Annotated in this window: 11 protein-coding genes; 2 read left to right on the top strand and 9 right to left on the bottom strand. The window is 65.8% G+C overall.

Features of this window, described 5'->3' with window-relative positions; translation table 11 throughout:
* Window positions 1–78: 78 nt before the first annotated feature.
* Window positions 79–1110, top strand: a complete 1032-nt coding sequence (locus HW274_RS06375; RefSeq protein ID WP_185989510.1) for a LacI family DNA-binding transcriptional regulator — start codon at window positions 79–81, stop codon at window positions 1108–1110.
* An 83-nt stretch (window positions 1111–1193) separates the two neighbouring features.
* On the opposite strand, the gene HW274_RS06370 is transcribed toward HW274_RS06375, so the two are convergent.
* The 4 genes from HW274_RS06370 to HW274_RS06355 form a co-directional block, all read right to left on the bottom strand.
* Window positions 1194–3245, bottom strand: a complete 2052-nt coding sequence (locus tag HW274_RS06370; protein WP_185989579.1) for a sucrose-specific PTS transporter subunit IIBC — start codon at window positions 3243–3245, stop codon at window positions 1194–1196.
* Between the two features lie 232 nt (window positions 3246–3477).
* Window positions 3478–5010: a GH32 C-terminal domain-containing protein gene (locus HW274_RS06365; RefSeq protein WP_185989509.1), complete on the bottom strand. Its 1533-nt coding sequence runs from the start codon at window positions 5008–5010 to the stop codon at window positions 3478–3480.
* 43 nt (window positions 5011–5053) lie between these two features.
* Window positions 5054–5299: a hypothetical protein gene (locus HW274_RS06360; protein ID WP_185989508.1), complete on the bottom strand. Its 246-nt coding sequence runs from the start codon at window positions 5297–5299 to the stop codon at window positions 5054–5056.
* Window positions 5296–6534 carry an inorganic phosphate transporter gene (locus HW274_RS06355; RefSeq protein ID WP_185989507.1) on the bottom strand — a complete coding sequence of 413 codons (1239 nt, stop codon included), beginning with the start codon at window positions 6532–6534 and terminating at the stop codon, window positions 5296–5298. The genes HW274_RS06360 and HW274_RS06355 overlap by 4 nt, the downstream gene beginning before the upstream one ends.
* Window positions 6535–6842: 308 nt before the next feature.
* Between HW274_RS06355 and HW274_RS06350 the strand changes: the two genes are divergently transcribed.
* The gene (locus HW274_RS06350; RefSeq protein ID WP_185989506.1) at window positions 6843–8444 is read left to right on the top strand and encodes an Hsp70 family protein; all 1602 of its coding nucleotides are present in this window, start codon (window positions 6843–6845) and stop codon (window positions 8442–8444) included.
* Window positions 8445–8467: 23 nt separating this feature from the next.
* On the opposite strand, the gene HW274_RS06345 is transcribed toward HW274_RS06350, so the two are convergent.
* The 5 genes from HW274_RS06345 to HW274_RS06325 form a co-directional block, all read right to left on the bottom strand.
* Window positions 8468–9427 (bottom strand): aldo/keto reductase, encoded by a 960-nt coding sequence (locus tag HW274_RS06345; protein WP_185989505.1) that lies wholly within the window; start codon window positions 9425–9427, stop codon window positions 8468–8470.
* A 163-nt stretch (window positions 9428–9590) separates the two neighbouring features.
* A complete protein-coding gene (locus HW274_RS06340; RefSeq protein ID WP_370538944.1) occupies window positions 9591–10163 on the bottom strand; it encodes a MerR family transcriptional regulator in 573 nt (190 codons plus the stop codon).
* 272 nt (window positions 10164–10435) lie between these two features.
* Window positions 10436–10912 (bottom strand): DUF151 domain-containing protein, encoded by a 477-nt coding sequence (locus HW274_RS06335; protein ID WP_185989578.1) that lies wholly within the window; start codon window positions 10910–10912, stop codon window positions 10436–10438.
* Window positions 10913–11045: 133 nt separating this feature from the next.
* Entirely contained in the window at window positions 11046–11810 is a 765-nt protein-coding gene (locus HW274_RS06330) for a MerR family transcriptional regulator (RefSeq protein WP_185989504.1), read from the bottom strand.
* Window positions 11807–12259, bottom strand: a complete 453-nt coding sequence (locus HW274_RS06325; RefSeq protein WP_004564921.1) for an FHA domain-containing protein — start codon at window positions 12257–12259, stop codon at window positions 11807–11809. The genes HW274_RS06330 and HW274_RS06325 overlap by 4 nt, the downstream gene beginning before the upstream one ends.
* Window positions 12260–12428: the final 169 nt, after the last annotated feature.

The raw sequence follows: 12428 nt of genomic DNA, 5'->3' as shown, positions 1-12428 counted from the left end.
TAATGACCCCCTCGAGGCATATGCTTGGCGGCAGATCGCACTCACCGTGACCGACTGAAGGAGCTCGAGGACCCACTCGTGGAGTCACACCGCGAACCCACACTGGCCGATGTCGCCCAGGCTGCAGGCGTCTCGCTGACGACAGTCTCCCGCGTACTCAACAACCGCGGCTACCTCTCCCAAGAGACACGGGAGCGGGTGGCTGAGGCGATCGCTCAGCTCAACTACCGCCCCAATCAGATCGCCCGCGCGCTGCACGGCAAGTCGACGCATTCGATCGGCCTGATCGTCCCCACCGTGGCTTTGCCCTTCTTCGGCGAGCTGACCGAGCATGTCGAGGACTTTCTCGCAGAGCGCGGCTACCGGACCTTCGTCTGCAACTCCATGGGCAAGGCGGATCGGGAGCGCGAGTACCTCGACCTGCTCGTCTCCCACCGGGTCGATGGCATCATCTCCAGCGCCCACAATGATGGTCTGGCCGACTACAGCTCGATTCACCTGCCCCTGGTCAGCGTGGACCGGGACCTCTCCCCCATCGTCCCCAATGTCCGCTGCGACAACGAAGCCGGCGGTCGGCTTGCCGCCGAGCACCTGCTCAAGCGGGGGGCGCGCCGTCCGGCCCTGCTGACGTCTCGCACTGGAATCCACAACCTGCGGGAGAAGGGATACCGCCAGGTGCTCCAGCAGGCAGGTATCGACCCGGTGGTCCTGACCGTCGACTTCAACACCCCCAATAGTGAGCGCCCCCGTCTCATCCGCGAACGGCTCGACCTCGTGGTCGACGACGTCGACGCGGTCTTCGCCACTGACGATCTGGCTGCCGCGCAAGTGATGGAGTGGGCGGCCCAGCGCGATCTGAGGATTCCGGACGACTTCAAGGTGATCGGCTTCGACGGGACGGTCGCCATGCGGCATGCCCTGCCGGCGCTGACCACGATCCAGCAACCCATCACCAAGCTGGCACGGGCAGCAGTCGACCTGCTCCTGAAGCGGATCGACTCGGCCACCGCTGTCTCCGCGCAGAGCACGCAGTCGGGTGGTCCCGGGGTGGAGGACCTGCAGGCCCCCTCCCCCATGCCGGTGAAGCTGCTGCCCGGCCGTACCGCCTAGTGATCCGTTGACGATGCTCGTGGGCTCCGACCATCCAGGTCGGGGCCCACGAGCATCCGAATCACGGACGATCCTTGACTGGATCAGGCTTTGGCCTGAGCGGCGTCGGCCTGAACATCCGTTGTGTCGGCACCGGGGTCATCGGCCTTGCGCACGACGTCGAAGAGCGCATCACCTCGGTGAATCGTTCCAGCACCGTGCTCCTCGATCCCCTCGTAGCCCTGGGCGTTGGAAACGACGATCGGGGTGACGGTCTGGTAGCCGGCGGCTCCGACGGCGGCCCAGTCGACGTCCACCAGCGGCATGCCCCGCAGAACCTTGTCGCCGGCCTTAACCTTGGGGCTGAAGTGCTTGCCCTCGAGCTGGACGGTGTCCATGCCAACGTGAATGAGCAGCTCGACTCCACTGGCGGATCGTAGGCCGTAGGCGTGACCGGTCGGGAAGGCCACGAGGACCTCGCCGTCGACCGGGGAGACGACCGGCCCCTCGGCGGGTGCAATGGCCATGCCCGGACCGAGCATGCCTGAGGCGAAGGTCTGGTCCTCCACCTCGGACAGCGGGATCGCACGTCCCTGGATCGGAGCGGTGACGGTGAAGTCCTCAGTGGCCTCAGCGGGCAGCTCGACGGTCTCGGCGTGCTCGGCCATGGCCTCGGCCTCCAGGGCGGCCTCATCGGCGTCGACGTCATCGCCGGCCAGGGAGGCCTTACCGCGGGTTGAGGCGTAGGCGTAGGCGGCGGCGAAGGCAATGATGATGGTGAACACCTCCACGGCGAGGTACTTGGGGATGTCCGTTGTCCGCATCGACACGAAGCCCACCATTCCCGCAGCCCCCAGGGAGTGCGTGCGCAGGTCGAGCAGGGACACCAGGATGCCTCCGATACCGGCTGCCCCCATTCCGATGAAGAAGGGCCAGCGCAGTCGAAGATTGACACCGAAGATGGCGGGCTCGGTGATACCGAAGAGCGCGGAAACACCACCGGCTCCTGCGAGCCCCTTCATCTTGGCGTCACGGGTCTTGAGGAACACGGCCAGAGCCACGGCACCCTGAGCGACATTCGCCATGGAGGCGATCGGGAAGATGAAGGACCCACCGGTACTGGCCTTGTCAGCGATGAGCGGCAGCTCCACCGCCGGGAAGGACTGGTGAAGACCGGTGACCACGATCGGGGAGTAGACGATGCCGAAGAGGAAACCACCCACGGGACCCGCCGTGTTGTACAGCCAGTCCAGACCGTCCGTGATCCAGATCGACAGCTCACGGGTGAGCGGTCCAACGACGATGAAGGTGAGGAACCCAGTCACCAGCATGGTGAACAGCGGCGTCAGCAGGAAGTCAGCGGTTCCAGATAACCGCTTGTGAAGCCACTTCTCCACCACGGACAGGATCCACGCCACGCACAGCACCGGGATGACCATGGCCTGGTAGCCGATCTTGGCTACCTCCAGCCCGAACAGGGACCAGGTCGACGACTCCCCCGTGTACTCCCAGAACTTCGCCGCCGCCTCCGGGTCGGACATGCTGTAGGCGGACAACAACGATGTTGAGACCATGGCCGCACCCATAGCGGCACCGAGATAGACGTTGCCACCGAAGCGCTTGGTCGCCGAGTAGCCCACGAGTACCGGCAGGAAGGCGAAGGCCGACGCCGAGATCATGTTGATGAGGGCCGCGTAGTCCTTGAGCCAGCCCCAGCGCTCCGTCAACGCCTGGTCACCGAAGAGCCCCTGGGCGGTCAGAACATTGTTGAGGGCCATCATGAGACCGCCGGCAATAAGGGCGGGAAGAATCGGAACGAAGATGTCCGCGATGGTCTTGATGAAGCGGGATAGCGGGTTGCCGCCCTTGGCGGCCTGCTCCTTGGCCTCGTCCTTGGAGACCTCCTTAACCCCTCCGGTTCGGATCATCTCGGAGAAGACGAGGTCGACGTCTCCGGGGCCAACGATGATCTGGAACATGCCGCCCGCGATGAAGGTGCCCTTGAGGTCGGGATCCTTGTCGAGAGCCTTCTGGTCGACCTTGTCCATGTCATTGAGGACAAGACGCAGACGCGTTGCACAGTGCGCTGCTGCGTTAATGTTATCGGCGCCACCGACGTACGTCAGGACGTCCTTCGCCACGCGGGCGTGATCCATTGCCACCCGGGGGTTTCCTTTCTCGTGATGGGACCGCAGCACCTGGGAGGACGGGGAAACCCAACGGTCGGGATCATCGCTGACTCCCTGCAGCCACACCTATGTCAATCGATCGTCACATTACAGTGAGTTAGAGCACCCTGCAACCGGAGAGAAGGGCCCGGATCTATTCCCCGCCTTCTCCCTGCTCAGGAGCTCTTTGCTCCCACAGCGACGCGAGGCCGGGAAGGCGTCAGGACGGTGCGAATGTCCTCGTGCTGCCGGCCGTCAGCGCAAGGTCCCCGTCCACCATCAGCCGTGCTCCCGTGCCGTTGACGTCGACGAAGCTGCGCAGCGTGAGGACCAATGCCCCGTCACCGACGAAAACCTCAGTCAGCGATCGGTCGTGAATGACCTCCAGCACCGGCGCACACCCTTCAGGGAGCGTCACGCTGCGCACCGATCCGTGCTGGGCGTAGCGGGAGGTGGAGCGGTCCACCCGCAGCACCTGCCGATCCAGGGTGATGTCCACGTGCGAGGCATCCGAGCCGATCTGCAGTCCCCACGGCCCCGTGGTCTGCTCAGCATCCGCCTCCAGGCGCAGCTGCCAGCTGCGGTGCCCGCTGAGCTCATCGATCTCGTAGAGGCCCGCCTTCACGCACTCACCCACAAGAGCCGGTTCCCCGGCGTCATACGGCAGTGAGGCTGCGGGGCACTGGATGAGTCGGCCCGCCTTGAGACTCAGCATCCGAGGCATGGTCAGGGCGTGGACCCACTGCCCGGTCTCGATGGAGGGCTGATCGTCCTCAGAGGCGTTGCCCGCCCACCCGGTCAGCAGGACCGGCCCCGGCTCGGATGGACGACGGGCGAAGACCTGAGGGGCGTAGAACTCGAAGCCCCGGTCGACCTCGTGGAAGACCCCGCCGGTGTCTCGCAGCTCAGTGCCCGCGAGGTGCCCCACCGTGTAGACGCAGGGGAAGATGTTCTCAAAGCCCTCCCGGTCGGGGATGATGCCCTGCGGGCACCAGATGAGAACGTCCCAGTCCTCACCGGTGTCCTCATCCTTCAGCCTCACCAGGCCGGGGCACTCCCACATGTACCCGAAGGCATCGAAGGCGCCTCCCGCGCCGGGAAAGCTCAGCTCCCCCTCCAGCTCCCAGGAGACCAGGTCCCGGGAACGGTACAGGACGGCGGCGCCGGTCTCATCGGCGCGCTGGACCCCGATGAGCATGCGGTACTCCCCCGGCCGGTCAGGATCCCGGAAGACCTGCGGGTCACGGTAGTGGGACGTGTAGCCCTCGGCGTGGGCGGGGATAAGCGGATTTCCGGGCCACTTGGCGAAGTCGGTCAGGTCGCCGCTGGTCACCAGGCACTGACTGGCGGTGCGCTCGTCGGTCACCGGGTCCTTGAGGTTGCCGGTGTAGAACAGCTGGAACGGAGCCCGAGCAGGAGCGGCATCGACCTCATGGCCCTCCAGCACGATCGCGTTACCGGAATACGCACCACTGAGGTCGTAGGAGGAGTCCGGGATGACGGCAGGGGCGTGGTGGCGCCAGTGCAGCAGGTCCGTCGAGGAGGAGTGGCCCCAGTAGACCAGCTTGCGGTGGGGATGGAAGGGGCTGAGCTGGTAGAAGGCATGGTAGGTGTCGCCGTCGACGAGCAGCCCGTTGGGATCGTTGAGTCGCCCCACCGGCGGGACAACATGGAAGCAGGGATAGTCCGGGTCATCGGCCACCGCGGATGCGGCAATAGCCTCTTGGGACAGGCGCTTGAGGTCCTCAGTCACGAAGGGATGTTAGCAGGACCACTGTCATGCTCCGAGGCGGTTCTCAGTGGAAGTACGGGACGATGAGCCACAGACCGAACAACGCGATCACGGCGGCAATGGTGATGAAGACACCCGCCAGGACCTGAGCCTGACGTACCCCCTCGACCTCGCCGGCCTCGTGCTTGGCGTGCACGGTGGCCAGCATACGGGCCGCCAGCGAGCAGATGGTGAGGATGAAGACGGTTCCCAGCACCGTCACTGACGCCACCAGCCCCAGTGAGCCCCAGTCGATCGCCATACCGGTCATGCCATGGATCCTGTCGTCATCCGATGCGTACTGTCCTGGTCCGTCACGCCATTGACAATCTCGGAGCGCACCTCGTCCAGCGTCCTCGGCTCACGTCCCAGTGCCGGATCCTGCTTGACGACAACGACCTCGGAGGCGTCATTGACGTTGGAGAAATCCACCCGGTTGTGGCTCGCCTGCCGAATGATGGCCAGGGCCCCCAGGATGAGCAGGCAGATGACAGCGATCGTGCCCGGCACGCCGCCCTTGACCGCGACATAGGACGTGGCGGCCCCCACCAGGCCCGAACACGGAAGCGTTACCAGCCATGCGATCCCCATCTTGCCGGCAGTCCTCCAGGACACCTTGGTGCCCCGGCCGATCCCGGAACCCAGGATCGACCCGGTGCAGATGTGGGTGGTGGACAGCGCAAAACCAAGATGGGAGGAGGCCAGGATCGCCACCGTCGAGGCGGTCTCGGAGGCGAAGCCCTGCGGAGCCTCGACATGCACCAGCCCACGCCCCATGGTGCGCATGATGCGCCACCCGCCCGAGTAGGTGCCCAGGCCGATGGCGAGGCCCGCTGCGGCGATGACCCACCAGTGGGGCCCGGTACCGGCCTCCTGGTAGCCACCAGCCACCAGCACCAGCGTGATGACCCCCATGGTCTTCTGCCCATCAGAGGTGCCATGAGACAGCGCCACCAATGATGCGGTGACCCGTTGGCTGTTACGGAAGAGCCTCTCGGAGTACGGGTTGGTCGGATGCGCGATGCGGTAGGCCAGGGCCGTGGCCAGGGCTGCCGCCACTCCGGCCACGACCGGTGCGATGACGGCGGGCAGGATGATCTTGGAGATCACCGTCCCCCAGTGGACTCCTTGGACCCCGGCTGCCACCACGACCGCTCCGATGAGTCCTCCGAACAGCGCGTGGGACGAGGACGACGGCAGCCCGAACAACCAGGTCGCCAGGTTCCACAGGATGGCGCCGGCCAGACCAGCGAAGATCATGGCCGGCGCCGCCTCGATCACCGTGTCGTCGAACATCCCGTGCGAGATCGTCTTGGAGACCTCGGTCGACAGGCAGGCGCCGATGACGTTGAGCACGGCGGCGACCAGAACCGCTCTTCTGGGTGTGAAGGCGCCTGTCGCCACCGACGTCGCCATCGCATTGGACGAGTCGTGGAAACCGTTCGTGAAGTCGAAGACGAGAGCCGTCACGACGACAACGATCACGAGGAAGAGAATGGTGCTCATACCGTTCCCGATGGGAGATCTGGCTGACCCTCTCGACCGCCCTGGCAGACGGCTGCGGAGGTCCAGGTCGCGTGAGCGCAACCCACCAGTATTGTTACCCGCCGACCCCCCTGCTGCCTAACCGATCGCATACGAGGCTCGCACTGGTTCCCCAGGTCTCATAAGCGCGTCATGCCCGCTCCCCAGCAACACGGTCTTTCGTCCCACCTTCGGGGCAAAACCGCTGAGCAAATTGTCACGTTCCACAAGTACTTCTCAACATGGTGGCTTACCCCGGAAGGAAGGGCCCGTCACGATAGGGTCACTGCATGGCAGCGGACACGACGAAGAGCCTGGACAGCATCGGCAGCGGCACCCTCCCCGACCAGGGGATCGACCAAGAGTCAGCAACAGACATCGATCTGGGAATCGACCTGGGGACGACACGTACCGTCGTGGCACGTGCTGACCGGGGGAACTATCCCATTATCAGCTTCACCGATGAGCACGGCGACGAGCACGACTTCATCCCCTCGCTGACAGCGCTGCACGAGGGGACGCTCGTTCACGGTTTCGCCGCCAGGCGGGCAGCTCACCAGGGCGCTCCGTTGCTGCGCAGCCTCAAGCGGGTCCTGGCCTCCCCCACGTTGACCGCTTCGACGCCGGTACGGCTGGGAGACAAAACCTTCTCCGTTTTGGAGGTTCTCACCAGCTACCTCCGTCACCTGACGTCCGAGCTCGCTGATCGGGGCATCGACATCACCCGCGCCCGCGTGGTGGTCGCCGTGCCCGCCCACGCCTACGGGGCGCAGCGTCTTCTGACTCTTGAGGCCTTCCAGCAGGCCGGTTTCCGCATCGCCGCCATGCTCAACGAGCCCAGTGCAGCCGGATTCGAGTACACCCACCGCAAGGCGACCACCGTCTCCTCCAGGCGCACCCGGGTCCTGGTCTACGACCTGGGCGGTGGCACCTTCGACACCTCACTGGTCGACGTCGTCGGCACGTCTCACGAGGTGCTGGCCTCTCACGGGCTGGGAGACCTGGGCGGGGACGATGTCGACCTGCTCATTGCCACGATGGCCCTGAGCCGGGCGGGCATCACCGAGGAGGACCTCTCCCCCACCGAGCTCGACGACCTACTGGACCAGTGCCGCGACGCCAAGGAGCACCTGACCCCTCAGAGCCGTCGGGTGCTCATCATCCTCAGAGGCCAGGACGTCGTTCTGCCGGTGTCTGACCTGTACACGGCCTGCACGCCGCTCATTGAGCGGTCCTTGGCCACGATGGCCCCTCTGGTCGGCAGGATGGACGACGGGAGCCCGGACTTGACCGACATCGCCGGCGTCTACCTGGTTGGCGGCGCCTCCGGTCTTCCTCTGGTACCCAGGCTCCTGCGGGAGCGCTTCGGGCGTCGGGTTCACCGCTCCCCCTACCCCGGGGCCTCCACCGCCATCGGCCTGGCGATCGCGGCGGACCGCACCAGCGACTACGACCTGACCGACCGGCTCTCACGGGGCTTCGGTGTCTTCCGCGAGGCCGACGGCGGCCATCGCCTCACCTTCGACTCGATTCTGAGCCCCGAGTCCGTCCAGGCCTCGCCCGGGGGTCGGGAAGGCACGGTGCTGACCCGCGAGTACGACGCGGCGCACAACATCGGCTGGTACCGCTTCGTGGAGTGCGCCGGTGTCGACGAAGGCGGTGAGCCCCGCGGCGAGATCGCCCCCTACCAGGACATCGTCTTCCCCTTCGACGCCTCCCTGCGGGACGTCGATGACGAGGAGCTGAGGACCTACTCGGTGGAGCGGCGCGATCACGGTCCGCGGATTCAGGAGCACTACCGCGTCGATGAGGCCGGCCTGGTTCGCGTCACCATCACCGACCTCTCCGACGGATACAGTCGCCGTTACGTTCTGGGCAGGCGCACCCTGTAAGCGCCGGCCGACCCTGCAGCGGGTCAGGAACGCGCGGCATCGGAGACCCGGGTGAGAGCCCGGGTCTCATCCTCGCTGATCTCGAGGGTCAGCGCCTCCACAATCGGCCGCAGCTGGTTGAGATCACGTGCTGAGGCCAACGGAGCGATGACACCGGGACGGTCGCGCAGCCAGGCCAGAGCCACGGCTGCCGGTTCCACCCCGTGATCCGCCGCCACCCTGGCGACAGTCTCAACGACGTCATAGCACTCGGGCCGCTGGTAGTCGGCGACCATTCCAGCCCTCTCACCACTGATCGGCTCGTCCCGACGGTACTTCCCCGTGAGAAAACCGGCGGCCAGAGCGAAGTAGGGCATGAGCCCCATACCGAGCTCGGCCGCCACCTGCCCCCTGGCACCCGGGCCTTCGACGTCGCCTCGGTGGAGCAGGTTGTAGTGAGGCTGAAGCACGACGGGCCGAGCGCACCCGTGAGCGTCAGCGATGGCGAACCACTGCCGGATACGCTCAGGCGTGTAGTTGGACAGCCCCACATGCCGGATCCTGCCGGCAAGTCGGGCCTCTTCAAAGGCGTCGACGGTCTCCTCCAACGGAGTCGACTCATCATCGAAGTGGGCGTAGTAGATATCAATGACGTCGGTACGCAGCCGCGACAGCGACTCCTTCAGCGCCCGGCGGATGTTATCCGCGCTCAGCCCCGGACGGTCGGGCTTAGTGGAGACCTTCGTGGCCAGAACCACGCGCTCACGGACAGGACGCGAGGCGAGCCAGGCACCGATCACGGTCTCCGACTCCCCTCCTGAATTCCCAGGAGCCCAGTAGGAGTATCCGTCAGCAGTGTCGACGAGGTTCCCGCCACCGTCCAGGTATGCGTCCAGCACCTGGAAGGAGGTCGTCTCATCGGCCGTCCAGCCGAAGACATTACCTCCCAGCCCAATGGGGCTGATCCTCAGGTCGGCCAGGGTACGGGTGGGAGCTCCAGTCATCTTGCCTCCTGGTGTATAAGAGCGCCGCCGGAAGCTGCACCGCGGAGACACTCGCCTTGTCGTGAATCGGATCGACTCGGCCAGAATACGTTGAAGGCTGGAACCGTCACCGCGGTTCCAGCCTCAGCGAACAAGCGTTCTGATGGTGCGCGCCTCCCCGCGCTCAGATGGCCTGCTGCCGCTTGGCAGCGCGACGCTTGGCCAGCTCGTCCTCAACCAGAGGAGTTCCGAGCGCCTGAGCGTGATCGACGGGGAGGTCCGCCAACGCCCCTTCGACCTCGTGCCACACCCGCCCCACGGCGATACCGAAGACGCCCTGGCCGCCTGCGACCAAGTCGACGACCTCGTCGGCCGAGGTGCACTCGTAGACCGAGGCGCCGTCACTCATGAGGGTGATGGAGGCCAGATCCTCGACACCGCGGGAGTGCAGGGCACTGACCGCCGTACGGATCTGCTGGAGCGAGACGCCAGTGTCCAGGAGGCGCTTGACGACCTTGAGGACCAGGATGTCGCGGAACGAGTAGAGCCGCTGGGAGCCCGATCCCTTGGCGCTTCGAATCGATGGCTCAACCAGCCCGGTACGCGCCCAGTAGTCGAGCTGGCGATACGTGATGCCGGCGGCTCGGCAGGCCACCGGCCCGCGGTAGCCCGAATCGGCATCGAGCTGGGGCAGAGGGTCACCGAACAGCATGCCCTGAGTACGCTGAGGCCTTGCTATCGCACTGGCTTCATTCATGCTCACGACCTGCTCCTGTCGCCGGAAGAACACGCACCTGGAACTGGTGCGGCGGCCAGCCTGGTGCGGCCACGGCTCCACGATAGGGCCACTTGAGGCGATGCTCAACGAAGGGCACGCCCCATCTCGGTGTGCTGTCAGGCATGAATCTCTAGCTGAGGTCGACAGTCACGGCCCGTACACCGACTATTCCCCGAGATACAGCCGATTCTCCGGCAGGACGGCTGCAACCACAAGTGACATAGATCACAACACTAGTCACATCAGTCACATCAGTCCCGCGTGTCGCCGTCGGCCAGGTCATCGGTCTGCGACAGCACTCGCTGCCACTGCTCAAGGCGCTCAGCACCGTGGTCGTCGCTGAGATCCACAGCCCTCAGGCGCATTAGCGAGTTGCTGGCGTGCACCGGGAACCGGTGGTATCCGCTCAGAAGCAGCCCCTCTCCCGGAGTGCAGGCCACGGTCGTCACGCCACTGGTGCGGACAGGAGTCTCAACGACGAGCCTGGCGACGATACGCGCGTCATCATCGACGTCGAGCTCAGTGCGCCCGATGCGACCGCCCAGCGCCTCGACGACGTCGTCAAGGAGCCTGGGCCATGAGGGCGAGCGGTGCGAGCCGTGGGCCTGCAGCACCAGTCCCTCGTGCGCCGTCACCGGAATGGCCAGCATCGTCGGTCCGCCGTCCTCCACGAGGACGGCGACCAAGCCGTCATCAGGATCGGTGGATCTGACACCCACCAACTGCATCAAGGGCACGTTCCAACCCTACGGGAGGTAGTCACCTCTGTCCCGGGAACGCGCCATCGATGCACGCTGACCTTCGTCGACACGAGCCACCGACCGGGTGAACGCCTACCGGGCGTGGTGCGCGCGCCCGCCCTCAGCCCAGCGCGTCAACGGCACGACGCAGCAGAATCGTGTGCAGATCCGCGACGAGCTCGGCCAGCTCCCGAGCCGTCTCCTCACCGGCGCTGCGCGAGCGCGACCGACGCGGAGCCACTGCCTGGTCGATCGTGTCCGCCTCCCGCTCAGCTGAGGCGCGTACCGCGCGCAAGTTGCGCAGGGGCACTCCCTTGCGGGTGATCTCCATGGCCAGACGCACGGTCCTGAGGTTCTGCTGACTGTAGCGTCCACGAACATCGGGGCTGATGAGTCCGACCGCGACGAGCTCCTCGATCTGGGACTCACTGGCACCGGAGTGAGCCAGGAGCGCCTCCAGATCCATGGGGCCGTCGTCGACGATCCGGCCATCCCGGGCGACCACCCGGGCGACGGGCTGTGGAGCGGGCACCTCGACGTCGGCGTCAAGCCGCGCCAGACGCTCACGGATGACGTGCAACGGAAGGTACTCGTCGCGCTGCACCGCCAAGGCGTAGCGCAGCCGCTCCAGGTCCGCCTGCGAGTAGCGACGGTACCCATTGCCGACACGGTGAGGGCTGATGAGTCCCTCACCCTCGAGATAGCGAACCTTTGAGATCGACAGGGCAGGGAACTCCACCTTGAGGAGATCCACCACCTGCCCGATCTTCATCACAGGCTCTCGAGAGATGCCACGGGGCCAGGTCTCGCCCGCCGGGCGCTCAGAGGCCTCAAGCAAGGAGGAGGGGGCTTCTCGCTTCTTGCTTCGTGCGGTTGCAGCGCTCACCGAGACGCGGCTCCGCCCTGGGGGCCGGGGTGGTAGGTCATCCGGTACTTGCCGATCTGGACCTCGTCACCGGAGCGAAGCGCCACTTGCTCCACACGCGTGCGGTTGACATACGTTCCATTGAGCGAACCGGAATCACGGACGCCGTACCCGCCATCGGGCAGCGACGAGAAGACCGCGTGCTTCCTGGAGACGGTGACGTCATCGAGGAAGATGTCGGCACGAGGGTGGCGCCCCACGGTGGTCTCCTCGGCGTCCAGGAGGAACCGCGCACCGGTGGTCGGCCCGTGGTGGACGAGGAGAAGCGCCGTTCCCGACGGTAGGGCAGCGATCGCGGCGGCGTCCTGCTGGCTCAGCCCCACCACCGGGGAGTCGACCGCGTTGGCGACGTCGACGACCCCGAAGGTCTGTGTGGAGGAGGGATCCTGCTCGATCGGACTGCTCGACATTATTCCTGCCCCTCGGTTCGTTGCGGCGCCCGGTGCGCCGCCTCAGGGACCACCATACCGTTCGTTGCACCGCCGTCGAGTCAACACCACGACGCAGCCCTCCATGATTGGCCAGCAGCCTACCCGCTGCGCGCCCGCGACGATGCCCGTAAGGTGACTGGGAGCACCG

It is taken from the genome of Actinomyces sp. oral taxon 169, assembly GCF_013394715.1.
Taxonomy (GTDB): Bacteria; Actinomycetota; Actinomycetes; order Actinomycetales; family Actinomycetaceae; genus Actinomyces.
This window is presented reverse-complemented; position numbering and strand designations above follow the sequence as displayed.